At 47.3% G+C, this 22583-nt stretch carries 38 protein-coding genes; 1 reads left to right on the top strand and 37 read right to left on the bottom strand.

Annotation, left to right across the window (positions count from 1 at the left end; all coding sequences use genetic code 11):
• Window positions 1-268 (bottom strand): metallophosphoesterase (locus FYJ73_RS13645; RefSeq protein ID WP_235899381.1); only part of this gene is annotated, 268 nt, incomplete at its 3' end.
• A 669-nt stretch (window positions 269-937) separates the two neighbouring features.
• Between FYJ73_RS13645 and FYJ73_RS13650 the strand changes: the two genes are divergently transcribed.
• The gene (locus FYJ73_RS13650) at window positions 938-1708 is read left to right on the top strand and encodes a septal ring lytic transglycosylase RlpA family protein (RefSeq protein WP_235899382.1); all 771 of its coding nucleotides are present in this window, start codon (window positions 938-940) and stop codon (window positions 1706-1708) included.
• 66 nt (window positions 1709-1774) lie between these two features.
• Here FYJ73_RS13650 and FYJ73_RS13655 read toward each other — a convergent pair whose 3' ends face one another.
• The 36 genes from FYJ73_RS13655 to FYJ73_RS13830 form a co-directional block, all read right to left on the bottom strand.
• Window positions 1775-2674, bottom strand: coding sequence for a hypothetical protein (locus FYJ73_RS13655; RefSeq protein ID WP_154535281.1), 900 nt, complete (start codon window positions 2672-2674; stop codon window positions 1775-1777).
• A 165-nt stretch (window positions 2675-2839) separates the two neighbouring features.
• Window positions 2840-3346 carry a 50S ribosomal protein L17 gene (gene rplQ / locus FYJ73_RS13660; RefSeq protein WP_154535283.1) on the bottom strand — a complete coding sequence of 169 codons (507 nt, stop codon included), beginning with the start codon at window positions 3344-3346 and terminating at the stop codon, window positions 2840-2842.
• 27 nt (window positions 3347-3373) lie between these two features.
• The gene (locus FYJ73_RS13665) at window positions 3374-4366 is read right to left on the bottom strand and encodes a DNA-directed RNA polymerase subunit alpha (RefSeq protein WP_154535284.1); all 993 of its coding nucleotides are present in this window, start codon (window positions 4364-4366) and stop codon (window positions 3374-3376) included.
• Between the two features lie 12 nt (window positions 4367-4378).
• Window positions 4379-4987, bottom strand: a complete 609-nt coding sequence (rpsD, locus tag FYJ73_RS13670) for a 30S ribosomal protein S4 (protein ID WP_154535286.1) — start codon at window positions 4985-4987, stop codon at window positions 4379-4381.
• 35 nt (window positions 4988-5022) lie between these two features.
• Entirely contained in the window at window positions 5023-5412 is a 390-nt protein-coding gene (gene rpsK, locus FYJ73_RS13675; RefSeq protein WP_154535288.1) for a 30S ribosomal protein S11, read from the bottom strand.
• Between the two features lie 19 nt (window positions 5413-5431).
• A complete protein-coding gene (rpsM, locus tag FYJ73_RS13680; RefSeq protein ID WP_154535289.1) occupies window positions 5432-5812 on the bottom strand; it encodes a 30S ribosomal protein S13 in 381 nt (126 codons plus the stop codon).
• A 103-nt stretch (window positions 5813-5915) separates the two neighbouring features.
• Window positions 5916-6032, bottom strand: coding sequence for a 50S ribosomal protein L36 (gene rpmJ / locus FYJ73_RS13685; RefSeq protein ID WP_009160995.1), 117 nt, complete (start codon window positions 6030-6032; stop codon window positions 5916-5918).
• Between the two features lie 22 nt (window positions 6033-6054).
• Complete coding sequence (infA, locus tag FYJ73_RS13690; RefSeq protein ID WP_154535290.1) at window positions 6055-6273, bottom strand: translation initiation factor IF-1; 219 nt, start codon at window positions 6271-6273, stop codon at window positions 6055-6057.
• Window positions 6274-6277: 4 nt separating this feature from the next.
• Window positions 6278-7072 carry a type I methionyl aminopeptidase gene (map, locus tag FYJ73_RS13695; RefSeq protein ID WP_154535291.1) on the bottom strand — a complete coding sequence of 265 codons (795 nt, stop codon included), beginning with the start codon at window positions 7070-7072 and terminating at the stop codon, window positions 6278-6280.
• Between the two features lie 14 nt (window positions 7073-7086).
• Window positions 7087-8427 carry a preprotein translocase subunit SecY gene (secY, locus tag FYJ73_RS13700; RefSeq protein ID WP_154535293.1) on the bottom strand — a complete coding sequence of 447 codons (1341 nt, stop codon included), beginning with the start codon at window positions 8425-8427 and terminating at the stop codon, window positions 7087-7089.
• Between the two features lie 2 nt (window positions 8428-8429).
• Window positions 8430-8876: a 50S ribosomal protein L15 gene (rplO, locus tag FYJ73_RS13705; RefSeq protein WP_154535295.1), complete on the bottom strand. Its 447-nt coding sequence runs from the start codon at window positions 8874-8876 to the stop codon at window positions 8430-8432.
• Window positions 8877-8900: 24 nt separating this feature from the next.
• Complete coding sequence (gene rpmD, locus FYJ73_RS13710) at window positions 8901-9077, bottom strand: 50S ribosomal protein L30 (RefSeq protein ID WP_154535296.1); 177 nt, start codon at window positions 9075-9077, stop codon at window positions 8901-8903.
• A 15-nt stretch (window positions 9078-9092) separates the two neighbouring features.
• The gene (gene rpsE, locus FYJ73_RS13715) at window positions 9093-9605 is read right to left on the bottom strand and encodes a 30S ribosomal protein S5 (protein WP_154535297.1); all 513 of its coding nucleotides are present in this window, start codon (window positions 9603-9605) and stop codon (window positions 9093-9095) included.
• Window positions 9606-9611: 6 nt separating this feature from the next.
• Complete coding sequence (gene rplR, locus FYJ73_RS13720) at window positions 9612-9956, bottom strand: 50S ribosomal protein L18 (RefSeq protein ID WP_154535298.1); 345 nt, start codon at window positions 9954-9956, stop codon at window positions 9612-9614.
• Between the two features lie 20 nt (window positions 9957-9976).
• Entirely contained in the window at window positions 9977-10549 is a 573-nt protein-coding gene (gene rplF, locus FYJ73_RS13725) for a 50S ribosomal protein L6 (RefSeq protein ID WP_154535300.1), read from the bottom strand.
• 14 nt (window positions 10550-10563) lie between these two features.
• On the bottom strand, window positions 10564-10959 hold the full coding sequence (gene rpsH, locus FYJ73_RS13730; protein ID WP_154535302.1) for a 30S ribosomal protein S8: 396 nt from the start codon (window positions 10957-10959) through the stop codon (window positions 10564-10566).
• A 116-nt stretch (window positions 10960-11075) separates the two neighbouring features.
• Window positions 11076-11378: a 30S ribosomal protein S14 gene (gene rpsN, locus FYJ73_RS13735; protein ID WP_154535303.1), complete on the bottom strand. Its 303-nt coding sequence runs from the start codon at window positions 11376-11378 to the stop codon at window positions 11076-11078.
• Between the two features lie 3 nt (window positions 11379-11381).
• Window positions 11382-11939, bottom strand: a complete 558-nt coding sequence (gene rplE / locus FYJ73_RS13740; protein ID WP_154535305.1) for a 50S ribosomal protein L5 — start codon at window positions 11937-11939, stop codon at window positions 11382-11384.
• A complete protein-coding gene (gene rplX, locus FYJ73_RS13745; RefSeq protein WP_154535306.1) occupies window positions 11939-12256 on the bottom strand; it encodes a 50S ribosomal protein L24 in 318 nt (105 codons plus the stop codon). Before rplX ends, rplE begins: the two co-directional genes overlap by 1 nt.
• A gap of 17 nt (window positions 12257-12273) precedes the next feature.
• A complete protein-coding gene (gene rplN / locus FYJ73_RS13750) occupies window positions 12274-12639 on the bottom strand; it encodes a 50S ribosomal protein L14 (RefSeq protein WP_154535308.1) in 366 nt (121 codons plus the stop codon).
• 2 nt (window positions 12640-12641) lie between these two features.
• A complete protein-coding gene (gene rpsQ, locus FYJ73_RS13755; protein ID WP_154535309.1) occupies window positions 12642-12899 on the bottom strand; it encodes a 30S ribosomal protein S17 in 258 nt (85 codons plus the stop codon).
• 11 nt (window positions 12900-12910) lie between these two features.
• A complete protein-coding gene (gene rpmC, locus FYJ73_RS13760; RefSeq protein WP_154535310.1) occupies window positions 12911-13105 on the bottom strand; it encodes a 50S ribosomal protein L29 in 195 nt (64 codons plus the stop codon).
• Window positions 13106-13107: 2 nt separating this feature from the next.
• Window positions 13108-13536 (bottom strand): 50S ribosomal protein L16, encoded by a 429-nt coding sequence (rplP, locus tag FYJ73_RS13765; RefSeq protein ID WP_154535312.1) that lies wholly within the window; start codon window positions 13534-13536, stop codon window positions 13108-13110.
• A 14-nt stretch (window positions 13537-13550) separates the two neighbouring features.
• Complete coding sequence (gene rpsC, locus FYJ73_RS13770; RefSeq protein WP_154535314.1) at window positions 13551-14276, bottom strand: 30S ribosomal protein S3; 726 nt, start codon at window positions 14274-14276, stop codon at window positions 13551-13553.
• An 8-nt stretch (window positions 14277-14284) separates the two neighbouring features.
• Entirely contained in the window at window positions 14285-14689 is a 405-nt protein-coding gene (gene rplV, locus FYJ73_RS13775) for a 50S ribosomal protein L22 (protein WP_154535315.1), read from the bottom strand.
• Window positions 14690-14722: 33 nt separating this feature from the next.
• Window positions 14723-14992 (bottom strand): 30S ribosomal protein S19, encoded by a 270-nt coding sequence (gene rpsS / locus FYJ73_RS13780; RefSeq protein ID WP_154535316.1) that lies wholly within the window; start codon window positions 14990-14992, stop codon window positions 14723-14725.
• A 20-nt stretch (window positions 14993-15012) separates the two neighbouring features.
• Complete coding sequence (gene rplB / locus FYJ73_RS13785; RefSeq protein ID WP_154535317.1) at window positions 15013-15840, bottom strand: 50S ribosomal protein L2; 828 nt, start codon at window positions 15838-15840, stop codon at window positions 15013-15015.
• Window positions 15841-15843: 3 nt separating this feature from the next.
• On the bottom strand, window positions 15844-16140 hold the full coding sequence (gene rplW, locus FYJ73_RS13790; protein WP_154535318.1) for a 50S ribosomal protein L23: 297 nt from the start codon (window positions 16138-16140) through the stop codon (window positions 15844-15846).
• A gap of 20 nt (window positions 16141-16160) precedes the next feature.
• Window positions 16161-16790, bottom strand: coding sequence for a 50S ribosomal protein L4 (gene rplD, locus FYJ73_RS13795; protein ID WP_154535319.1), 630 nt, complete (start codon window positions 16788-16790; stop codon window positions 16161-16163).
• A complete protein-coding gene (gene rplC, locus FYJ73_RS13800; RefSeq protein ID WP_154535320.1) occupies window positions 16790-17404 on the bottom strand; it encodes a 50S ribosomal protein L3 in 615 nt (204 codons plus the stop codon). Before rplC ends, rplD begins: the two co-directional genes overlap by 1 nt.
• A gap of 61 nt (window positions 17405-17465) precedes the next feature.
• Window positions 17466-17771, bottom strand: a complete 306-nt coding sequence (gene rpsJ, locus FYJ73_RS13805) for a 30S ribosomal protein S10 (protein WP_154535321.1) — start codon at window positions 17769-17771, stop codon at window positions 17466-17468.
• A 94-nt stretch (window positions 17772-17865) separates the two neighbouring features.
• Entirely contained in the window at window positions 17866-19971 is a 2106-nt protein-coding gene (gene fusA, locus FYJ73_RS13810) for an elongation factor G (protein ID WP_154535322.1), read from the bottom strand.
• 31 nt (window positions 19972-20002) lie between these two features.
• The gene (rpsG, locus tag FYJ73_RS13815; RefSeq protein ID WP_154535323.1) at window positions 20003-20479 is read right to left on the bottom strand and encodes a 30S ribosomal protein S7; all 477 of its coding nucleotides are present in this window, start codon (window positions 20477-20479) and stop codon (window positions 20003-20005) included.
• A gap of 192 nt (window positions 20480-20671) precedes the next feature.
• Window positions 20672-21052, bottom strand: coding sequence for a 30S ribosomal protein S12 (rpsL, locus tag FYJ73_RS13820; protein WP_154535324.1), 381 nt, complete (start codon window positions 21050-21052; stop codon window positions 20672-20674).
• 288 nt (window positions 21053-21340) lie between these two features.
• Window positions 21341-21667: a DUF3467 domain-containing protein gene (locus FYJ73_RS13825; protein WP_154535325.1), complete on the bottom strand. Its 327-nt coding sequence runs from the start codon at window positions 21665-21667 to the stop codon at window positions 21341-21343.
• Window positions 21668-21929: 262 nt separating this feature from the next.
• Window positions 21930-22523 (bottom strand): alpha/beta hydrolase family protein, encoded by a 594-nt coding sequence (locus FYJ73_RS13830; protein ID WP_154535326.1) that lies wholly within the window; start codon window positions 22521-22523, stop codon window positions 21930-21932.
• Window positions 22524-22583: the final 60 nt, after the last annotated feature.

The following is a 22583-nucleotide window of genomic DNA, read 5'->3' on the forward strand; positions in this document are numbered from 1 at the left end:
TCTTGAGAATATCCCATCCCCATTCATATTCACGCGTAGTTCCAGTATCGGTCAAATCGCCACAATGAACAACAAAATCGATGCTTTCATTGCTGTTAATGGAATTCACTTCTTCCTTGAATTCTTTATGCCATAAATGTGTGTCACTGATAAAGGCTACCCTGACGCTATCACGGTAGCGAAAGGCGCTCTCAATACGTGAGATATTGTTCACGTTTAGCTGTGAGCCACCCTTATAATTGGAATCGTAAGGATGTGCTTCAAACATACCCTTGTCACAGGCAACAAGGGTAAAGACAAGCATAAACAACGTTGTCAGTCTTTGGAAATCAGATAATCTTGGGGGTTGCATCATTTATAAGGATTACTTACGTAAAAGGCCAACCTTAGTATCTATGAACAGGTATGGATTTATAATCTACTGCAAACTTACATATTTTTTTAATTATTCCTCTATTTGAACAAAGAAAAAGTGATTTGCTGACTTCATACGAAGTATCGAAAAGCAAAAGAAAGTAATATCATGGGGCAACAACACAATCTTCACTACCCTCCAAAACCATTGGCATGGGAACATCGCCATGTATCTAACCTCGGAATCCTTTTCCTAGGTAAGGTACACGTTTTTTCCTAAATAGGAATTTACAACATTCAGAGTGATACAAAAATTATCAATATTTATCTAAAGCCCGTTTTGCTATTAGCATAGTGTTGTGGACTGATTTGAGGTGACAATGCCGTTTAGTATTCATAGCTTAGCTTACTCTCTATTTATCTTTTTCCAAACAAGATCCCAGCAGATGACCTTTATACAGAATTAGTAGCCCTTTGGCCTATATCCCTAGCACTGTCGCCATGCCTAACATATTGACGAGCGCCCATCATCTTTTTACCTAAAACTACTTGATTCTCAGATATTTTTCGTATCTTTGCCACAATGAAGCATCAGCATATGCATAGACTCGCTTGTTTGGTCTTGCTGTTGCTCACGCTCTCGGCATCGGCGCAGCACCGTACGCAGAAAGGCAAGGCCACATATTACTCCCGTAAGGCTACGGGAGCAAGGACAGCTGACGGTGGACGATTGCATCACGACAGCCTGACTTGCGCACACAGAACTCTACCCTTCGGTACTCTGCTCAAGGTCACTAATCTCAGAAATCAGAAAAGCATCATCGTCAAGGTCACAGACCGCGGACCATATCGACGAGGCTGCATTATCGACCTAAGCTATGGTGCGGCAGCGCAGTTAGGTATGCTCGCACAAGGACTGGCCATGGTGGAAGTGCAACGCATGTCGGGCAACAACCCGCCCTACCGTCTGGACGATGTTGAAACGGGTATGCCGGACTTTGAATTTGACTTCTCCAAAGCACGCTACAGTTTCATCAAGGAATGGAATAAAAAAGCCGACGAGGAGCATGAAATGGAAGACAAACACTTGACGGCAAGAAAGCAACAGGCGGCCAAGCGACTGGCAGAAATAAAAGAAGCTAAGGCTACCATAGAAGAAGAGAAAGATGAAAAACAGAAATTGACTGCCAGCCAACAAGCGAAAGAAAGACAGCACATGATGGCTGCACATCATCCAGGGATGCCCAATAATCAAAAAAAGACTTCTTCTCGCCCACAATCAGGAACAAAGAAAGAAGATCCGTCAATATGGCGCAACGTGTTTCAAAAAGTCAAGAACTGGTTCGGTGATTGAGCGGCAGACTCAAAAATCCCTGATACCACGCAAGTATCAGGGATGAATATTGATTCTATTACTGATTTAACGAGCCGATGCATATACCTTTGACGTAGGAATGTTGAACTCGCTCACCTTTGAGATATTGCGATTACCTTGCACAACGCTGACACAAAAACGTACCGTACCATTACGCAGACCATTGTCAGAAGTGATAATAGCTGTATAACGAATACCTTTACCCGGGTCGATACGCTCTACATGCATATTTGGCGATATATATATATGCTTATTACCACTTGTTTCAATGACAGTAGGAACTACATCCGTAACGGCAATGTTGCCAACATTATATACCTCGAAAATGATCTTGCAAAGCTCGCCCCGCTGTATCGTACCATCCTCATTGTCATCAATGAAACGCGCATTGCGGATGTCAAGAGACGGCGTATAGGTAAGCCCCTTTGTAAGATGCTCTACGCTCGAATGCTCAGGCAAGGTGGTCTGAGGCTGACGGGCACTATAGTTACCCGTATAATCACTCGACTGAAAATCGTAGATACGGTCATCATGATTGTTGCTGCCGTCAAATCCACTGCCATAATTGGCTGAATCTGATACTGATTCTTGGTTACTTGACAAGTCGCTATACTGACTGCCGTTGCCCGGAACAACTAACTGACCATAGCGATCTTGATAAGGGGCTCGATCACGTTCAACTGATCGCCTGTGCGGTATGTCACTAACACGCTGAGCCTGTCGCTGATCGGCTGCTTGCCCTACAGCAGCACCTACAGCAGCCCCACTGGCCATGCCTACAATCGTACCGATATCAGACCCACGGGGACCTCCCGAAATACCACCAATCGCAGAACCAAGGATAGATCCAATCTGAGCCCCTGAAAAAGCACCGGCACCCGTATACGAGTCGCAACTATAAAGCAATGCAGACATACATATAAACAGTAGAAACGTCTTCTTCATAATCATGTCCTTTTAAAATTGACACAACAAAATTAGGAAAAAATGGCGTAATCTCCAAATCATTTTTCCCTATTCGTATTAGGGGAATCCCTATAAAAAAAGCACTCGCCCAAATGAAAGAGCGAGTGCTTTTGTATTACCTTAAAGGAATGATTCTCAAAGAGATTATTCAGCCTTTGGTGCCTCTGCCTCAGGAGCTTTCTCCTCAGCAGTCTCTGCTTTCTCCTCTGCAGGAGCAGCCTTGACCGTCTTCTTGGTAGAGCGACGGCTACGACGAGTCTTCTTCTCTGCCTTAGGAGCCTTAGCCATATTCTCATCGAAGTCTACAAGCTCGATGAAAGCAATCTCTGCGGCATCACCCTGACGAAGACCGAGCTTAATCACACGAGTATAGCCACCGGGACGGTCTGCTACCTTAGCAGCGATTGTGCCGAAAAGCTCCTTCACTGCATACTTATCCTGCAGATAACGGAAGACAACACGACGACTTGTGGTGGTGTCGTTCTTAGAACGTGTGATCAAAGGCTCTACATACTTCTTCAAAGCTTTGGCCTTTGCGAGAGTCGTAGTGATTCTTTTGTGCATGATCAAGCTAGATGCCATGTTTGCCAACATGCTAGCACGATGAGATGCAGTACGACCCAGATGGTTGAATTTTTTATTGTGTCTCATTTGTTTTTGAATGAATAGGGACCAGAATTACTCCTTGTCCAATTTATACTTTGAAATGTCAGTTCCAAACGACAGATTCAGACTCTCGAGCAAATCATCAAGCTCTGAGAGCGATTTCTTACCGAAGTTACGGAACTTCAAGAGGTCGGTCTTGTTGTACTGTACCAAGTCACCAAGTGTCTCGACGTCAGCAGCCTTCAGACAGTTAAGGGCACGTACGCTAAGGTTCATGTCGGTAAGCTTAGTCTTGAGCAATTGACGCATGTGCAGTACTTCCTCATCAAACTCCTGATTTCCGTCCTGATCTGGATTCTCAAGAGTGATCTTCTCGTCAGAGAAGAGCATGAAATGATAGATGAGGATTTTTGCAGCCTCTTTTAGTGCATCCTTCGGATGAATGGAACCGTCCGTTGTGACTTCAATGATAAGCTTGTCATAATCGGTCTTTTGCTCGACACGAGTAGGCTCAACACTGTATTTCACATTACGGATAGGGGTGTAGATGGAATCGATCGGAAGTTGATTGACATCCGTACAGAACTGACGGTTTTCGTCAGCAGGCACATAGCCACGACCCTTATTGATGGTCAGGTCGATCTGCATGGTTGCCTTGGAGTCTAAATGACAAATCACCAAATCAGGGTTTAACACTTCAAATCCAGTCAGATACTTACCGATATCACCGGCTTTGAATTCGGTGGAATTCTCAACGGTGATACTAACTTTCTCGTTCTCGAATTCTTCTACTACTTGTTTGAATCGAACTTGCTTGAGATTCAAAATGATGTTGGTCACATCTTCCTTGACACCGGGCACGGAAGAAAACTCATGCTCAACACCGGCGATACGCACAGTATTGATAGCATAGCCTTCCAGCGATGAAAGAAGGATGCGTCGCAGAGCATTACCAATGGTAACACCGAAGCCAGGCTCGAGAGGGCGGAACTCAAACTTTCCGTAGTGGTCGTTAGCCTCCAGCATCACTACTTTATCAGGTTTTTGAAATGCTAATATCGCCATTAATTTAATGATTTATTGTTTAGAGTACAACTCAACGATTAACTGCTCCTTGATATTCTCAGGAATGTCAGCGCGCTCAGGCTTGTGAAGGAACTTACCACTCTTGGTGTTCTCGTCCCACTCCAACCAAGGATACTTGCTGTGATTGAAGCCTGCAAGAGCAGCCTCGATCACCTCAAGAGACTTAGCCTTCTCGCGAACAGCAACGATCTGACCAGGCTTAACCTGATAAGAAGGAATGTTCACTACCTGACCATCAACGGTGATGTGCTTGTGGCTAACCATCTGACGAGCAGCTGCACGTGTAGGAGCAATGCCCAAACGATAAACGACATTGTCAAGACGGCTCTCGAGCAACTGAAGCAGATTCTCACCAGTGATACCGTCAGCCTTAGCTGCCTTGTCAAACAAATTGCGGAACTGACGCTCCAAGACACCGTAAGTATACTTAGCCTTCTGCTTCTCTGCCAGCTGCATACCATACTCAGACTGCTTGCGGCGACGGTCGTTGCCATGCTGCCCCGGGGGGAAGTTGCGCTTAGAAAGAACCTTGTCAGCACCAAAGATGGCCTCACCGAAACGGCGTGAAATTCTAGATTTTGGACCTATATATCTTGCCATAATTTAATCTCAATTTAACTATTGTACCACGTAAATTAAACACGACGACGCTTGGGAGGACGGCAGCCATTGTGTGGCAACGGTGTAACGTCTACAATCTCTGTAACCTCGATACCAGCGCCGTTGACGGCACGAATAGCACTCTCACGTCCATTGCCCGGACCCTTCACGAAAGCCTTCACCTTACGGAGGCCCAAACCATAAGCTACCTTTGCACAGTCCTCAGCTGCCATCTGCGCAGCATACGGTGTGTTCTTCTTAGAGCCACGGAAGCCCATCTTACCAGCAGATGACCAAGAAATCACCTGACCCTCGCTGTTGGCAAGAGATACTATGATATTGTTGAACGAGCTATGGACATGAAGCTGTCCCATAGCGTCAACTCTGACGTTTCTTTTCTTAGATGTTGCTTTTGTCTTTGCCATAATTAATTTCTCCTCTTAATTACTTGGTAGCCTTCTTCTTATTAGCAACAGTCTTCTTCTTACCCTTACGGGTACGAGCATTGTTCTTTGTGCTCTGTCCGCGAACGGGAAGACCATTACGATGACGAACACCACGATAGCAACCAATATCCATCAGGCGCTTGATGTTCATTTGAATCTCTGAGCGGAGGTCACCCTCCACCTTGAATTCAGCGCCGATAATCTCACGGATTTTGGCTGCCTGATCGTCATTCCATTCGCTGACTTTCAGGTCGCGGCTCACGCCGGCCTTATCCAATATCTTTGCTGAACTACTTCGACCTATACCATAGATATAAGTCAATGCGATTTCGCCACGCTTATTCTGGGGCAAATCTACTCCAACAATTCTTATTGCCATTAGTTGAATAAAATAATAATTAAAAAAATAGTGTCTTCTTGCTAAAAAGCACGCAAAGGTACTAATTAATTGGGACATTAGCACCTAATTACGTTTTTTTAACTTAGCCCTGACGCATCTTATACTTAGGATTCTTCTTGTTAATAACAAAAAGACGACCCTTACGACGTACAATCTTGCAGTCGGGCGTGCGCTTCTTCAATGATGCTCTTGTTTTCATATCGTCAGATATATAAAAAAAATTATTTGTATCGGAACTCAATACGACCTTTGGTCAAGTCGTAAGGACTCATAGCCACTTTAACCTTATCTCCAGGGAGAATTTTGATATAGTGCAAACGCATCTTTCCAGAGATGTTAGCAATAATCTTCACTCCATTTTCCAACTCCACACGGAACATGGCATTGGAAAGGCTTTCGATAACAGTACCGTCCAATTCTATTGCTGACTGCTTTGACATAATATTAAGCTTCTTCTAAATGTTCAATTTCTTCGAATGTTGATAAAATCTCGGCGCCATCTTTACGTATGGCTATCGTATGCTCGAAATGAGCGGCAGGCAGACCATCCCGTGTAATGATACCCCATTTGTCGGGAAGCAGCCAAATCTTGCGGTCACCCATCGTAATCATCGGTTCAATGGCTATGCACATGCCTGATTTCAGTAACACGCCATTACCACGCGATCCATAGTTAGGAACAGGAGGATCTTCATGCATCTCCCGACCAATCCCATGACCCGTTAACTCCCGCACCACACCATAGCCGAAAGACTCACAATAATCTTGGATGGCAGAACCTATGTCACCAAGGTGATGGCCGGGGCGAGCTTGCTCTATACCTTTATATAGACTTTGCTTTGTGACCTTTAACAGTTTTTTAACCTGATCACTCACCTCACCTACACAGAAAGTATAGCAACTGTCGCCATTGTATCCATCCAGAAGAGTACCACAATCTACAGAGATAATGTCACCCTCCTTAAGAATACATTTGTCACTGGGTATTCCATGGACAACCACATTGTTGACCGAAGTACAGATAGAGCCAGGAAAAGGCCCTCCAAAAGGATTGGGAAAGTTCTTGAACGTTGGTGTAGCACCATGATCACGTATGAACTCCTCTGCTATATGATCCAGTTGAAGCGTAGAGACTCCTGGCTTTATATGACGACCAACCTCAGCTAAGGTCGCACCGACGAGACGGTTGGCCTTTCGCATGAGGTCTATTTCATCTTCAGTCTTAAGAAATATTTTCATTCTAAGAGACTAAATCAATATGCGCTAACTGCACCTGCCGGTCTGGTATGACCTGCATTCAGCAATCCATCGTAGTGGCGCATCAGCAAGTAGCTCTCAATCTGCTGCAGAGTATCGATGACCACACCTACTGTAATCAGAAGGGAAGTGCCACCGAAGAACTGAGAGAAAGCATCCTGCACGTTCAGCAATCCTGCAAGAGCAGGCATGACGGCTATGAAAGCGATGAACAGAGATCCAGGGAATGTGATGCGCGACATGACAGTGTCGATATACTCAGCAGTGTCATGACCGGGTTTCACACCAGGTATGAATCCATTATTGCGTTTCAAGTCCTCAGCCATCTGTTGAGGATTCAAAGTTATAGCCGTATAGAAGTAGGTGAAAGCGATGATAAGAATCACATAGACAATGTTGTACATTAAACTTCTATTGTTCAACATATCGCGTACCCACCAGGAAGCACCGTCACTCTGATACTGAACGATGGCCAATGGAATGAACATCAAAGCCTGAGCAAAGATGATAGGCATCACATTAGCAGCAAACAACTTCAAAGGAATATACTGTCTTGCTCCACCAAACTGTTTATTGCCAACTAGACGCTTTGCGTACTGCACGGGTACCTTACGTGTACCCTGGACAAGCAGGATTGAAGCCATAATGACAGCATAAAGAATGAGAATCTCAACAATGAACATCACAAGTCCACCACCAGAGATGGCAGTGAAACGAGAGCTGACCTCTTGCATGAAAGCCTGAGGCAAACGGGCAATAATACCCAACATGATGATCAAAGAAATACCATTTCCTACGCCCTTATCAGTAATGCGCTCACCCAGCCAAAGAATGAACATACTACCAGCGGCTAAAATAAAGGTAGCGGGCACCATAAACACAGGCCAAGCAATACCGCTTGCCAGCGCCTGGCTGGCCTGCATCTTCAGGTTAATCAGGTAACTCGGTGCCTGGAAGAGCAAGATAGCTACTGTCAGCACACGAGTATACCATTGAATTCTTTTCTGCCCGCTTTCGCCTTCACGCTGCATCTTCTGGAAATAAGGCACAGCGACGGCGAGCAACTGCATAACGATTGAAGCCGAGATGTAAGGCATAATACCAAGCGCAAAGATAGATGCGTTGGAAAATGCGCCACCGGAGAACATGTCCAACAGTGACATCAAGCCACCTTTGGTTTGCGACTGCAATTGATCGAGTTTACCCGGATCAATACCCGGTAATACTACAAATGAACCGAAACGGTAGATAGCCGTAAACAAAAGGGTGATAAGAAGCCGCTGACGCAGATCTTCAACCCTCCAACAGTTCTTCAGTGTCTCTATAAGCTTTTTCATTGTTAGATTTTGGTTGCGTTACCACCGGCAGCCTGAATAGCTGCCTCTGCAGATTTAGAGAAAGCGTTAGCCTCGACATCAATCTTGGCTTTCAACTCCCCATTTCCTAAAACTTTAACAGGTTTTTTACCATTAGTCAGACCAGCTGCAACAAGCTCTGCTACACCGATCTTTGCCAGGTTCTTCTCCTCAGCGAGTTTCTGAAGTGTAGACAGATTGACAGGGAAGAACTCAACATGGTTGATGTTCTTGAAGCCAGCCTTCGGAACACGACGCTGCAAAGGCATCTGACCACCTTCAAAGCCAATCTTTCTCTTATAGCCAGAACGAGCCTTAGCACCCTTATGACCGCGGGTAGAAGTACCACCAAGTCCAGAACCTGGACCACGACCGATACGACGACGAGAGTGGGTAGAACCCTTAGCCGGGGTTAATGTATGTAATTTCATGATTTCGTCTGAATTTAAAGATTATTACTTCACCTCTTCAACCAAATGGAACACCTTGCGGATCATGCCACGGTTGCTAGGAGTATCTTCAACCTCGACCACCTGAGAAATCTTATGGAGGCCAAGAGCGATGAGTGTACGCTTCTGATCGACAGGAGCACCAATACGACTCTTAATCTGCTTGATTTTGATTGTTGCCATAGTTTTGTTACCCTATTAACCGTTAAACACTTTGTCCATTGCGATGCCACGCTCACCAGCGATCTGATAAGCATCACGCATCTCAGAGAGAGCTGCGAAAGTAGCCTTCACCAAGTTATGGGCATTGGAAGAGCCCTTAGACTTTGCGATGACGTCTGTGATACCAGCACTCTCCAACACAGCACGCATAGCACCACCGGCCTTCAGACCAGTACCGGCAGCGGCCGGCTTCAGAAGAACGATAGCACCACCGAACTTCACCTCAACCTCGTGAGGAACAGTACCCTTGAGTACAGGAACCTTCACCAAGTTCTTCTTGGCAGCCTCAGTGCCTTTGGCGATAGCAGCAGTAACCTCACCAGCCTTACCCAGACCGTAGCCAATCACGCCCTTACCATCACCAACAACGACGATGGCAGCGAATGTAAACGTACGACCACCTTTAGTAACCTTCGTCACACGGTTGATAGCAACCAAGCGGTCTTTCAATTCTGCGTCACTATTTACTTTTACTTTATTCATTGCCATAATCGATTAAAATTTAAGACCACCCTGACGTGCAGCATCAGCCAAAGCCTGTACACGGCCATGATAGAGGTAACCATTGCGGTCGAAGACCACAGCCTCAATGCCAGCAGACTTAGCTTTCTCAGCGACCAATGCGCCAACCTTCTCAGCCTGTTGGATTTTAGGCATCTTTTCCATACCCAGAGAAGAAGCAGAAGCCAAAGTACGGCCATCTACATCATTGATCACCTGAGCATAGATCTGCTTGTTAGAACGGAATACACTGAGACGTGGGCGCTCAGCAGTTCCGTTGACGTGCTTGCGGATACGGAACTTTATCTTAATTCGTCTTTGTTCTTTCTTTGTTGTCATAATAGTAAATTCTTATAAAATTACTTAGCTGCAGCGGTCTTACCAGACTTTCTGCGGATGACTTCACCCTTGAACAGGACACCCTTACCCTTGTAAGGCTCAGGTTTGCGGAAAGAACGGATTTTAGCACAAATGAGACCCAGCAACTGCTTGTCGGCACACTCCAGAGTGATGAGAGGGTTCTGGTTACGCTCAGACTTTGTCTCGACCTTCACCTCCTTAGGAAGCTCGATAAAGATAGGGTGAGTATAACCCAAAGAGAACTCAATCAGGTTGCCCTGGTTGCTGACACGATAACCAACACCTACAAGCTCCAGCTCCTTCTTGAAGCCCTCGCTCACGCCAACGATCATGTTGTTGATCAGTGCGCGATAGAGGCCGTGGAAAGCCTGCTTCTGCTTGTAGTCGACGGGGCTGTTCTCGTCGACAGAAAGTGTGATGACACCGTCCTGGAAATCAAACTTAATAGAAGGATCAATCTGCTGAGAGAGTTCACCCTTAGGACCTTTAGCAGTAACAACAGAAGATTTCTCGTCGAAATTAACTGTAACACCTGCCGGTACGTGAATTGGCAATTTTCCTATTCTAGACATCTTGTAACCTCCTATTAATAAACATAGCAAAGAACCTCACCACCGATCTTAAGATCAGCAGCCTCCTTGTCGGTCATGACACCCTTGGACGTAGATAAGATGGCGATACCCAGTCCGTTAATTACTCTCGGCATGTCTTTATATCCTGTGTAACGGCGAAGACCAGGAGTAGAGACGCGCTTCAAACACTTGATAGCGTTTTGCTTGGTTTCAGGATTGTACTTCAAGGCAACCTTGATAGTACCCTGAGGGCCATCTTCAATGAACTTATAGTTCAGGATGTAACCCTTCTCGAAGAGAATCTTTGTGATAGACTTCTTCAAGTTAGACGCAGGAACTTCGACCACACGATGGTGAGCCATGATAGCGTTTCTGAGTCTTGTCAGATAATCGGCAATTGGATCTGTCATAAATATAAATGTTTAATTAATCGGGACTACCCCGACAATATTAAAAAAATGATCTTGTAATCAGGTCAGGCGCTGGCGTCCCACTAGCCAGCCACCAACCTGTAGTGAAAGGTGAGTTACCAGCTAGCCTTCTTGACTCCTGGGATCAAGCCCTGAGAAGCCATCTCGCGGAACTGAATACGTGAGATGCCGAACTGACGCATGTACCCTCTTGGACGACCGGTGATCTTGCAACGGTTGTGCAGACGGATAGGATCAGCGTTCTTAGGGATAGCCTGAAGTTTACGGGCAGCCTCATAAGCCTCTGCGATATCGTTGGTAGTAGCGATAACTTTCTTCAGCGCAGCACGCTTTTCAGCGTAACGAGCGATGAGTTTAGCGCGCTTTACCTCGCGGGCTTTCATTGATTCTTTTGCCATAACTTATTTATCGTTTTTAGCGTTTTTAAATGGGAGGCCGAAGGCCTTCAGAAGAGCGAAACCTTCCTCGTCAGTCTTGGCAGAAGTCACAAAGGTAATGTTCATACCCTGAATGCGGTCAACCTGGTCGATGTTTATCTCCGGGAAGATGATCTGCTCAGTGATACCCAATGTGTAGTTACCACGACCGTCGAACTTGGTATTGATACCCTTGAAGTCACGGATACGAGGCAGAGAGATACGAACGAGTCTCTCAAGGAACTCATACATGCGCTCGCGACGGAGAGTCACCATGACACCGATAGGCATCTCTTTACGCAGTTTGAAGTTGGCGATATCCTTCTTAGAGTAGGTTGCCACAGCCTTCTGACCTGTGATTGCGGTGATCTCGTTAATGGCTACATCCACGATCTTCTTGTCCTGAGTAGCATCACCCAAGCCCTGGTTGATGACAATCTTCTTCAGAACAGGGATCTGCATAGCTGAAGAGTAGTTGAACTGTTTCTGCAGTGCAGGAGCGATCTCCTCCTTGTACTTTTTCTTTAACTGTGCTGTATCCATTACTTAATCTCCTCCCCTGATTTTTTAGCGATACGAGTGACTGTCTTACCTTCTCGCTTGATAGCGATACGAGTAGCCTTGCCGCTCTTCGGGTCGATAAGTCCCAAATTAGAGATGTGAATAGGAGCCTCCTGCTTAACGATACCACCCTGAGGATTCTTAGCTGAAGGCTTTGTGCTCTTTGACACCATGTTGATGCCTTCCACGATGGCGCGGTTTTCTTTAACCAGCACTTTGAGCACTTTACCGGTCTTGCCCTTATCACTACCGGTGCGGACAATCACGGTATCGTCTTTTTTGATATGTAACTTATTCATTCGTGTACGTTTTAGAATTAAAGCACCTCAGGTGCGAGGGAGACGACCTTCATGTTGACAGCGCGAAGCTCACGAGCCACGGGGCCGAAGATACGGCTTCCACGAAGTTCACCAGCGTTGTTAAGCAGCACACAAGCGTTGTCGTCGAAGCGGATGTAAGATCCGTCGGGACGACGGATTTCCTTCTTCGTGCGAACGATCAAAGCCTTAGATACTGCACCTTTCTTCAAGTCACTGGAAGGGATGACATTCTGTACAGCCACAACGATGACGTCACCCACACTGGCGTAACGACGGCCGGTACCACCGAGAACACGGATGCACATTGCCTCGCGTGCGCCGCTGTTATCACATACTGTAAGTTTTGATAATGCCTGTATCATGATTACTTAGCTTTTTCTACGATTTGTACTAATCTCCATCTCTTAGTCTTAGAGAGTGGACGAGTCTCCATGATCTGAACAGTGTCACCTACATGAGCCTCGTTGTTCTCGTCATGAGCGTGGTATTTTTTAGTCTTCTGGACAAACTTACCATAAATAGGGTGCATCTCCTTGAACTTGGCAGCCACGACGATGGTTTTTTCCATCTTGTCGCTGATCACCACACCCTGTCTTACCTTTCTTAAATTTCTCTTTTCCATCTGTCCGTGAATTATTTATTAAGTTCTCTCTGGCGGAGCACGGTTTTCATCCGTGCGATGTCGCGACGCGTAGCCTTAATCGTGGATGGATTCTCGAGCGGAGTTACCTGATGGTTGAGCTTCATCTGATTCAAAGCTGCCTCAGTCTGCTCCAGCTTCTCGCGCAGGTCCTTGTCGGCGAGTTCTGTAATTTCTTTAATCTTCATAATTAAGCGTTTTTATCAAAATCGCGTCTGATGACGAACTTAGTCTTGACTGGGAGTTTCTGAGCGGCCAAGCGCAGTGCCTCTTTTGCCACTGCCAGGCTCACGCCCTCTACCTCGAAGAGGATACGTCCCGGAGTTACGGGAGCTACCCATCCAGCAGGATCACCCTTACCTTTACCCATACGGACATCAGCAGGCTTGCGAGTGATAGGTTTGTCAGGGAAGATACGGATCCACACCTGACCTTCACGATTCATATAACGGTTGACAGCTACACGGGCTGCCTCGATCTGACGGCTGTCGAGCCATTTAGCCTCAAGTGTCTTGATGCCGAAGGTTCCGAAAGCCAGCTCAGTACCTCTGTGGGCGTTGCCTTTGTTGCCGCGCCCGTCTTGAGGTCTTCTATATTTTACTCTTTTTGGCTGTAACATTGTAGCTTCTACTTTTAGCGGTTATTGTTTCTTCTACGGCCACCACGGTTCTGACGGCCGCCGTTACGTCCGCGCTCGTTCTTCTCCTGAGAGAAGTTGGGGGCGAGCTCACGCTTGCCATACACCTCACCGCGGCAGATCCACACCTTGATACCCAGCAGGCCTACTTTTGTGAGGGCCTCTGTCTGACAGTAGTCGATGTCGGCACGGAATGTATGCAGAGGAGTACGTCCCTCTTTGTACATCTCCTTACGAGACATCTCGGCACCGTTCAGACGGCCGGAGATTTGGATCTTGATACCCTCAGCACCAGCACGCATTGTGTTCTGAACCGCCATCTTGATAGCACGACGGTAAGCCATCAGATGCTCGATCTGGCTTGCGATGTTCTGACCGACGATGTTAGCGTCGAGCTCTGGCTTCTTCACCTCGAAGATGTTGATCTGGATGTCTTTCTTGAAGAGGTTCTTGAGTTCCTCTTTGAGTTTGTCGACATCAGCACCACCTTTACCAATGACGATACCCGGACGGGCAGTGCAAATAGTGATGGTAACCAGTTTCAAAGTACGCTCGATGACGATGCGTGAAACGCTGGCTTTCTCCAAGCGCTTGTTAAGGTACTGACGGATCTTTTTGTCCTCAACGAGGTTGTCACCGAAGTCCTTGCCACCGAACCAATTTGAGTCCCAACCACGGATAATACCCAGACGGTTGCTTATTGGATTTACTTTCTGTCCCATTCTATTTATTATTTTTCGTCATTAGTTTTGGCATCAACAAAGAGAGTGACGTGATTGCTACGCTTACGGATGCGATAGCCACGGCCCTGCGGTGCCGGTCTCATACGTTTCATGGTCACGCCTTCATCAACGAAGACCTTGCTGACATACAGCTCACCATCCTCGGCCTTACGGTCGTTTTTGGTTTCCCAGTTGGCAATAGCTGAGCGAAGCAGTTTTTCGATGTCAGCAGCAGCATGCTTGTTGGAGAACTTCAGGATACCAAGTGCGCGGTTGACCTCCATGCCACGGATCATGTCTACTACGTAACGCATCTTCCGTGGAGAAGAAGGCACACCCTTGAGCTTGGCGAAGTACATGTTCTTGCGGGCCTCTTTCATTTTCTCGGCCGCGATATGTTTTCTTGCTCCCATTATTGTTTACTCATTTTAAATGGTTTGCCCTGATTACTTCTTATTGTTGCCAGAGTGTCCGCCGAAGCGACGTGTCATAGCGAACTCACCGAGCTTGTGTCCGACCATGTTCTCAGTGATGTAGACAGGGATGAATTTATTACCGTTGTGGACAGCAACAGTGTGACCCACGAAATCGGGTGAAATCATGGATGCTCTGGCCCAAGTCTTAACGACGCTCTTCTTGCCACTCTCGTTCATAGCGAGAATTTTCTTTTCGAGGGCAACGTTGATATAAGGACCTTTTTTAAGTGAACGACTCATAATTTGCTCTAATTACTTGATTACTTCTTGTTAGCTCTTTCGATAATGTACTTGTTCGAGAGCTTCTTAGGTGCACGAGTCTTGAGACCCTTAGCATACAAGCCCTTGCGAGAGCGTGGATGACCACCAGACTGACGTCCTTCGCCACCACCCATCGGGTGATCGACAGGGTTCATCACGACACCACGGTTGTGAGGACGACGGCCAAGCCAACGAGAGCGACCGGCCTTACCGGACTGCTCAAGAGCGTGGTCAGAGTTACCGACACTACCTACAGTGGCCTTGCAAGCGGAGAGAACCAGACGAGTCTCTCCGGAAGGAAGCTTGATGACACAGTAATTGCCATCACGAGAAGTTAACTGAGCAAAGTTACCAGCCGAACGAACCAGGCGTGCACCCTGTCCCGGACGCAACTCGATGTTGTGGATCACGGTACCGACAGGAATGTTAGCCAGTGGGAGAGCATTGCCGATCTCAGGAGCTGCCTCAGCGCCAGACATCAGCTTGTCACCGACCTTGAGTCCGTTAGGAGCAATGATGTAACGTTTTTCACCATCTGCGTAGAACAGAAGAGCAATACGAGCCGATCTGTTAGGATCGTACTCGATTGTCTTTACTACAGCAGGAACACCATCTTTCTCTCGCTTGAAGTCGATCAGACGATACTTCTTCTTGTGACCACCGCCGATGTAGCGCATGGTCATCTTACCGGTGTTGTTTCGACCACCGGTAGAACGCTTACCGTAAACGAGAGACTTCTCTGGCACGGATGCAGTAATCTCCTCGAACGTGCCAATAACCTTGTGTCTTGTACCCGGAGTTACCGGGCTGAATTTACGTACTGCCATTTTTTATTTTATATTGCTGTAAAAATCGATGGCCTCACCATCCTTCAGGGTGACGATAGCCTTCTTGAATGCGTTCTTCTGACCGCGGATCAAGCCTGCCTTGGTGTAGCGGCTTGAGCGCTTGCCAGCGTAGCGCATTGTGTTCACATCCTCTACTGTAACATGATACAGACTCTCGACCTCTTTCTTGATTTGGAGCTTATTAGCCTCTGGGCGAACGACGAAACCGTAGCGGTTTACGCGTTTGTCTGTAATGTTATTCATCTTCTCTGTGACCAGGGGTTTGATGATATATGCCATAATACTTTGTCTCCTAATTTTTACTTATCCAAGATGTTGTCGATAGTCTTCAAAGAACTTTCTGCGACGACGAGCACATCAGCATTCAAAACTTTGTACGTATTGATCTGATCAGCTGACATCACTTCAGCCTTTTCGATGTTACGAGCGGACAAATATACGTTTTTATTTATACCTGGCAAAACTACGAGAGCTTTCTTGCCGTCAACTTTAAGATTTTTAGTGATATTTACAAAATCTTTAGTCTTAGGAGCCTCAAGATTGAAATCTTCCACCACGATGATGGCATTCTCCTGAGCCTTGTAAGACAGAGCAGACTTACGAGCAAGAACTTTTACTTTCTTGTTGAGCTTAAAACCATAGTCACGGGGCTGAGGACCGAAAACGCGGCCACCACCCTTGAGCAACGGTGAGTTGATGTCACCACGACGTGCGCCGCCGCCACCTTTCTGGCGTCCGAGCTTACGGGTAGAACCAGCGTGCTCGCTTCTTTCCTTAGCCTTGGCAGTGCCCTGGCGCTGGTTGGCGAGATACTGCTTCACATCGAGGTAGATGACATGATCGTTAGGCTCAATGCCAAAGATGGCGTCGTTCAGGGCCACCTTGCGTCCGGTCTCCTGACCGTTGATATTCAAAACACTAACTTCCATTACTTCTCAATTAAAACTGTTGAACCATTGCAACCGGCGAAAGAACCCTTCACGATGAGCAGGTTCTGCTCCGGAATCACCTTTAATACACGGAGGTTCTGAGTGGTAACACGATCGCCTCCCATCTGGCCGCCCATGCGCATGCCTTTGAAGACCTTTGCAGGGTAAGAGCAGGCACCGATAGATCCCGGCTTGCGGGCGCGGTCATCCTGACCGTGAGTGCTCTGACCGACACCGCCGAATCCATGACGCTTCACGACACCCTGGAAACCTTTACCCTTGGATGTGCCAATGACGTCAACGAACTTAGCGTCTTTGAACAGCTCAACTGTAATGGTGTCACCGAGGTTATACTCCTCGTCGAATTTGAACTCGGCCAAGTGCTTCTTTGGTGTTGTACCGGCTTTTTTGAAGATACCTGCCATAGGCTTGTTGGTTCTCTTCTCCTTAGCCTCAGCATAACCGAGCTGATAGGCTTTGTAACCGTCCTTTTCAACGGTCTTAACCTGGGTAACAACACAAGGACCAGCTTCGATAACAGTGCACGGTGTGTTCTTACCGTCGGCACTGAACACGGATGTCATTCCGATTTTTCTTCCAATTAATCCTGGCATTTCAATAAATGTTTTGTGTTAACGTAAATGATAAAATTCTTCTTGAACATACTGCAAGGTATTAGACCTTGATTTCCACTTCCACACCAGAGGGCAACTCAAGCTTCATCAGTGCGTCGACGGTCTTGCCAGTGGCACTGTAGATGTCGATGAGGCGCTTGTAATCTGACAGCTGGAACTGCTCGCGGCTCTTCTTGTTGACGAAGGTAGAGCGGTTGACTGTGAAGATACGCTTGTGGGTTGGCAATGGAATGGGACCGCTAACGATAGCGTCCGTGGCCTTGACAGCCTTGACAATCTGCTCAGCTGATTTGTCGACCAACTGATGGTCGTAGCTCTTCAGCTTGATACGAATTTTCTGACTCATGTCTTTAATTTAATGATTATATATAATAATGTGTAAGATTGAGGAGGTATGCCGCCTAAGAGTCATTCGCTAGGCGGCACCTCGCTCAAAATTGTTATCTCTTGAGTTCCTCAAGTACCTGGTCGGCCAGTGACTGAGACAGAGGAGCATGGTGATCATACTCCATGGTGCTGGTAGCACGGCCAGAAGTGATGGTACGCAGAGCGGTCACATAACCGAACATCTCTGCCAGAGGCACCATAGCCTTCACGATGCGCGCACCGCTACGAGCCTCTTCCATACCCTGGACCATACCACGGCGCTTGTTCAAGTCACCGATGACATCACCCATGTTCTCCTCAGGAGTGACAACCTCTACCTTCATGATAGGCTCCATGAGCACGGGACCTGCTTTCTGGCAGACATTCTTGAAAGCAGCGTGAGCAGCGAGCTCGAAGGAGATCTGGTCAGAGTCCACAGGGTGGAAGCTACCGTCGGTAAGCACAACCTTCAGGTCTGTCATTGGGAAGCCACCGAGCACACCATTCTTCATGGCATCCTTGAAGCCCTTCTGTACAGAGGGGATGAACTCCTTAGGAATGTTACCACCCTTGACCTCATTGACGAACTGCAAATCGTCCTCCTTGTAGTCAGGATCCTTAGGTCCTACAGTGACGATGATGTCAGCGAACTTACCACGACCACCACTCTGCTTCTTGTAGACCTCACGCCAGCCCTCAACGGTCTTGGTGATAGCCTCTTTGTAGTTCACACGCGGCTTACCCTGGTTACACTCAACCTTGAACTCGCGCCTCAGACGGTCGATGATGATATCGAGGTGAAGCTCACCCATACCAGAGATAATGGTCTGACCACTCTGCTCGTCGGTATGTACGGTGAAGGTTGGGTCTTCCTCAGCCAGCTTGGCGAGGCCGTTGTCCATCTTGGCCATATCAGCCTGGCTCTTCGGCTCGACAGCGACAGAGATCACCGTGTCAGGGAAGGTCATGGACTCGAGAACGATAGGATGGTTCTCGTCGCAGAGCGTATCACCCGTGCGGATATCCTTGAAACCTACGCCTGCGCCGATATCACCAGCGTCGATAGAGTCCATAGGAATCTCCTGATGAGAGTTCATCTGGAACAGACGGCTGATGCGCTCTTTCTTGCCGGAACGTGGGTTGTAGACATAAGAGCCAGCCACAACCTTACCGGAATATACGCGGAAGTATACCAGACGGCCCATGAACGGGTCTGTAGCGATCTTAAATGCCAAAGCGGCAGTAGGCTCAGACTCGAGAGGCTTACGATCCTCTTCCTCACCAGTCTCAGGATTGGTACCTACGATAGCAGGAGTATCCTCGGGAGAAGGCAGGAATGCGCAAGTATAGTCAAGCAGCGGCTGCACACCCTTGTTCTTATAAGAAGAACCGAGCAGCATTGGGCAGCACTCCATGGCAACGCAGCCCTTGCGGACTGCAGCGATGATCTCATCCTCAGTGATGGTCGAAGGATCATCCATATATTTCTCCATCAGAGCATCGTCGAAGTCGGCAGCGCCCTCAAGGAGCTTGTCGCGCCACTCCTCAGCCTCGTCTTTGAGATCATCAGGAATCTCGTCTACCTCATACTCAGCGCCCATGGTCTCATCGTGCCACAGGATAGCCTTCATCTTGATCAGGTCTACGACACCCTTGAAGTTCTCCTCAGCGCCGATAGGGATCTGGATTACGATAGGATTAGCACCCAGGATATCCTTCATCTGCTGGACAGTCTCGAAGAAGTCAGCGCCGGAGCGATCCATCTTGTTGACATATCCGATACGGGGAACATTGTATTTGTCAGCCTGACGCCACACTGTCTCGCTCTGAGGCTGTACACCGTCAGCAGCGGAATAAGTAGCGATAGCTCCATCCAACACACGCAGCGAACGCTCAACCTCAGCGGTGAAGTCAACGTGTCCCGGAGTATCGATCAAGTTAATCTTATAGGTCTTGCCATTCCAAGTCCACTGGCAAGTAGTTGCAGCGGAAGTAATGGTGATACCACGCTCCTGCTCCTGTGCCATCCAGTCCATCGTGGCAGCGCCGTCATGCACCTCACCAATCTTATGGGTCTTTCCGGTGTAGAAGAGGATGCGCTCCGAGGTAGTTGTCTTACCTGCATCGATATGCGCCATGATACCGATGTTGCGCGTCAAATGTAAATCGCGATTAGCCATTTTTCTTTTTAACCTTAAAGTGTGTTGAAACTTAGAATCTGAAGTGTGCGAAAGCACGGTTAGCCTCAGCCATACGGTGCATGTCTTCCTTACGCTTGAATGCGCCACCCTGGTTGTTGTAGGCGTCCATGATCTCAGCAGCGAGCTTGTCGGCCATGCTCTTGCCGCCACGCTTGCGTGCGAAAGCGATCATGTTCTTCATAGCCACGCTGACCTTACGGTCTGGACGGATTTCTGTAGGCACCTGGAAAGTAGCACCACCGATACGGCGGCTCTTCACCTCCACCTGCGGAGTGATATTGTCGAGGGCAGTCTTCCAGATCTCCAGAGGAGCCTTCTCCTCTTTTGCCATCTTGTCCTTGACGATGTCAAGTGCCTTGTAGAAAATTTCGAAGGAAGTACTCTTCTTACCGTCATACATCAAGTGGTTGACGAACTTAGATACTTTCTGATCATTGAACACGGGATCGGGAAGGATCACGCGCTTCTTTGGTTTTGCTTTTCTCATTGTTTAATTAAAAATATTCATTCTGCATGGGGCTGTCATAAATGATCTTCAACGCCCACACCTGGGCATTTACTCAACCTGTTTTAACTTCTCCAGCAAAACTGATTAAAAAAGTGGATTTTTACTTGAATAGGCTTTGAGCCCTGGCCGGAGAGAGCACTCTCTCGGCCCCCGGCTCTTAGCGTTGATTCTTTACTTCTTTGCCTTTGGGCGCTTAGCTCCGTACTTAGAGCGGCGCTGTGTGCGGTTGGCAACACCGGCGGTATCCAAAGTACCACGAACGATGTGATAACGCACACCAGGAAGATCCTTCACACGACCACCGCGCACCAGCACGATAGAGTGCTCCTGAAGGTTGTGGCCTTCTCCCGGAATATAGGAGTTGACTTCTTTCTGATTGGTCAAACGAACACGGGCAACCTTACGCATTGCCGAATTAGGCTTTTTAGGAGTCGTGGTATAGACACGAACACAAACGCCACGACGCTGAGGACATCCGTCCAAAGCCGGCGACTTGCTCTTGTCTGCCAGTACTCTTCTGCCTTTACGTACTAATTGTTGAATAGTAGGCATAATTTTACTTTTTAATTTTATATATTTATTTTCTTCTAAATCAACGCATTATCGGATTAGTGTATCTCGGGATATTACAACTCGAATACAATTAACCCGTTACGGGGTGCAAAGGTACAAATAAAGCGTCAAACTACCTAATATATATAAAACAAAAAGTGGCGGCAAAAGCAATTTTAAGATTATTTAATAACAGCTGACAGCACATCGCAACATCTGAAGGCACTGTCTGAAACAAAAAACTCTCCCCGATTTCCCGGGGAGAGACGATGAGCCAACGGCTGAATATTATGCTTTGCCAGTACCGAAGGGTGCGATGGTGCGACCCTCGTCAGCAGGCTGCGGTGCCTGAGGCAATTTGATTTCTCCAAACTCTTTCTCGTAGCGGACGAGATTCTCCTGCAGAGCAAAGAGCAGGCGCTTGGCATGCTCGGGAGCCATGATCACACGGCTGAAAATCTGAGGAGGAGCGATGGGCAGCATGTGAGCGAAGTCGATGATAAATTCGCTGCTGGAATGGTTAATCATAGCAAGGTTGGAGTATTCGCCCTGAGCCACTTCCGGCTTGAGCTCAATTTTTACCTCTTGTGGCTGTTGCTTGTTTTCTTCTGCCATAATTCAATAAGCTAAATTTAAAGGTTACTATATATTTATGTTTCTGTTATTATGTCTTAGTCTGTAAGAACATGGTATAACACTGCAAAGGTAAAGAAAAGATTTGTTCTTTCCAAAACTTTAAGCACTTTTTTCTTTTCTGTATTGCTTTTCTACGACCTCTGTAACATCACTGTCAAGCACCCGTCCATGATCTGATTGCGCGGATACTACTTCTCTCGTTTTATGTTACTGTCGTGTCTGCCAAATCGTTTGTGTCTGCCTACTCTGTCATCAGCCAGGAGGTCATCATCTTGAGGTATTTATCTGTCTGCTCGGTAAACACCATGTGGCGCGCACCGTAGAAGAGTTCCCATTTGGCATTTGGTATTCTGTCGTACATGGTCTTGGCAATGTACGGTGTACAGAGGTCATTGGTTCCGCTGACGACAAGCGTCGGGCAGGAGATTTCGCAGAGGCGGTCGGTATAGTTGAAGTCCTTCAGCGTTCCGGTCGGATTGTATTCGTTTGGTCCCCAGGCAACGAGATAAGCCTCATTGCCAAAGCGTTTCTTGCGGCTCATACACTCCGGCGTGTCGGGCCCGATGACAAACTCATGGCGTGCCACGTAATGGTCATTGGCTTCAAGGTATGCCGGTGACTGGAAATTGCCGGTACGCTCAGCCTCAGCGATCGCCTCTTGGTCTTTCTCGCTCATGAACGTGATGAGCCGATGTTGTTCTTTGCCCCACAGCTGACTTTGCGGCAGCGTACTGGAGAGGATCAACGAACGCAGCCCTTGCGGTTTCTTCTCCTGTTTTCCTATTTTGCGCCACCCAAGACCGATTTTATGGTCAGTTAGATACAGTTCTCTCAAGACGCGTTATTTTTTAGCGTCATTTTGCAACACAATGTCGTATAATTCCTTTTGTTTGCT

Source organism: Hallella mizrahii (assembly GCF_009695775.1).
Lineage (GTDB): Bacteria > Bacteroidota > Bacteroidia > Bacteroidales > Bacteroidaceae > Prevotella > Prevotella mizrahii.

Bases quoted from the DNA above. Each gene is read 5' to 3' on its own strand.
- rpsE (WP_154535297.1), bottom strand. From the start codon at position 9,605: ATGGCAATGAATAAAGTAAAAGTAAATAGTGACGCAGAATTGAAAGAC.
- fusA (WP_154535322.1), bottom strand. From the start codon at position 19,971: ATGGCTAATCGCGATTTACATTTGACGCGCAACATCGGTATCATGGCG.
- rplE (WP_154535305.1), bottom strand. From the start codon at position 11,939: ATGGATACAGCACAGTTAAAGAAAAAGTACAAGGAGGAGATCGCTCCT.
- rplV (WP_154535315.1), bottom strand. From the start codon at position 14,689: ATGGGAGCAAGAAAACATATCGCGGCCGAGAAAATGAAAGAGGCCCGC.
- rplN (WP_154535308.1), bottom strand. From the start codon at position 12,639: ATGATACAGGCATTATCAAAACTTACAGTATGTGATAACAGCGGCGCA.
- map (WP_154535291.1), bottom strand. From the start codon at position 7,072: ATGAAAATATTTCTTAAGACTGAAGATGAAATAGACCTCATGCGAAAG.
- rplQ (WP_154535283.1), bottom strand. From the start codon at position 3,346: ATGAGACACAATAAAAAATTCAACCATCTGGGTCGTACTGCATCTCAT.
- FYJ73_RS13825 (WP_154535325.1), bottom strand. From the start codon at position 21,667: ATGGCAGAAGAAAACAAGCAACAGCCACAAGAGGTAAAAATTGAGCTC.
- rpsG (WP_154535323.1), bottom strand. From the start codon at position 20,479: ATGAGAAAAGCAAAACCAAAGAAGCGCGTGATCCTTCCCGATCCCGTG.
- rpmD (WP_154535296.1), bottom strand. From the start codon at position 9,077: ATGGCAACAATCAAAATCAAGCAGATTAAGAGTCGTATTGGTGCTCCT.
- infA (WP_154535290.1), bottom strand. From the start codon at position 6,273: ATGTCAAAGCAGTCAGCAATAGAATTGGACGGTACTGTTATCGAAAGC.
- rpsJ (WP_154535321.1), bottom strand. From the start codon at position 17,771: ATGAGTCAGAAAATTCGTATCAAGCTGAAGAGCTACGACCATCAGTTG.
- rpsK (WP_154535288.1), bottom strand. From the start codon at position 5,412: ATGGCAAAGACAAAAGCAACATCTAAGAAAAGAAACGTCAGAGTTGAC.
- rplP (WP_154535312.1), bottom strand. From the start codon at position 13,536: ATGTTACAGCCAAAAAGAGTAAAATATAGAAGACCTCAAGACGGGCGC.
- rplB (WP_154535317.1), bottom strand. From the start codon at position 15,840: ATGGCAGTACGTAAATTCAGCCCGGTAACTCCGGGTACAAGACACAAG.
- rpsH (WP_154535302.1), bottom strand. From the start codon at position 10,959: ATGACAGATCCAATTGCCGATTATCTGACAAGACTCAGAAACGCTATC.
- rpsM (WP_154535289.1), bottom strand. From the start codon at position 5,812: ATGGCAATAAGAATTGTTGGAGTAGATTTGCCCCAGAATAAGCGTGGC.
- rplD (WP_154535319.1), bottom strand. From the start codon at position 16,790: ATGGAAGTTAGTGTTTTGAATATCAACGGTCAGGAGACCGGACGCAAG.
- rplW (WP_154535318.1), bottom strand. From the start codon at position 16,140: ATGGCATATATCATCAAACCCCTGGTCACAGAGAAGATGAATAACATT.
- rplR (WP_154535298.1), bottom strand. From the start codon at position 9,956: ATGACAACAAAGAAAGAACAAAGACGAATTAAGATAAAGTTCCGTATC.
- secY (WP_154535293.1), bottom strand. From the start codon at position 8,427: ATGAAAAAGCTTATAGAGACACTGAAGAACTGTTGGAGGGTTGAAGAT.
- rpmJ (WP_009160995.1), bottom strand. From the start codon at position 6,032: ATGAAAACAAGAGCATCATTGAAGAAGCGCACGCCCGACTGCAAGATT.
- rplX (WP_154535306.1), bottom strand. From the start codon at position 12,256: ATGAATAAGTTACATATCAAAAAAGACGATACCGTGATTGTCCGCACC.
- rplO (WP_154535295.1), bottom strand. From the start codon at position 8,876: ATGAAATTACATACATTAACCCCGGCTAAGGGTTCTACCCACTCTCGT.
- rplF (WP_154535300.1), bottom strand. From the start codon at position 10,549: ATGTCTAGAATAGGAAAATTGCCAATTCACGTACCGGCAGGTGTTACA.
- rpsD (WP_154535286.1), bottom strand. From the start codon at position 4,987: ATGGCAAGATATATAGGTCCAAAATCTAGAATTTCACGCCGTTTCGGT.
- FYJ73_RS13655 (WP_154535281.1), bottom strand. From the start codon at position 2,674: ATGAAGAAGACGTTTCTACTGTTTATATGTATGTCTGCATTGCTTTAT.
- rpsL (WP_154535324.1), bottom strand. From the start codon at position 21,052: ATGCCTACTATTCAACAATTAGTACGTAAAGGCAGAAGAGTACTGGCA.
- rplC (WP_154535320.1), bottom strand. From the start codon at position 17,404: ATGCCAGGATTAATTGGAAGAAAAATCGGAATGACATCCGTGTTCAGT.
- rpsS (WP_154535316.1), bottom strand. From the start codon at position 14,992: ATGAGTCGTTCACTTAAAAAAGGTCCTTATATCAACGTTGCCCTCGAA.
- rpsQ (WP_154535309.1), bottom strand. From the start codon at position 12,899: ATGGAAAAGAGAAATTTAAGAAAGGTAAGACAGGGTGTGGTGATCAGC.
- FYJ73_RS13650 (WP_235899382.1), top strand. From the start codon at position 938: ATGAAGCATCAGCATATGCATAGACTCGCTTGTTTGGTCTTGCTGTTG.
- rpsN (WP_154535303.1), bottom strand. From the start codon at position 11,378: ATGGCAAAAGAATCAATGAAAGCCCGCGAGGTAAAGCGCGCTAAACTC.
- rpsC (WP_154535314.1), bottom strand. From the start codon at position 14,276: ATGGGACAGAAAGTAAATCCAATAAGCAACCGTCTGGGTATTATCCGT.
- rpmC (WP_154535310.1), bottom strand. From the start codon at position 13,105: ATGAAGATTAAAGAAATTACAGAACTCGCCGACAAGGACCTGCGCGAG.
- FYJ73_RS13665 (WP_154535284.1), bottom strand. From the start codon at position 4,366: ATGGCGATATTAGCATTTCAAAAACCTGATAAAGTAGTGATGCTGGAG.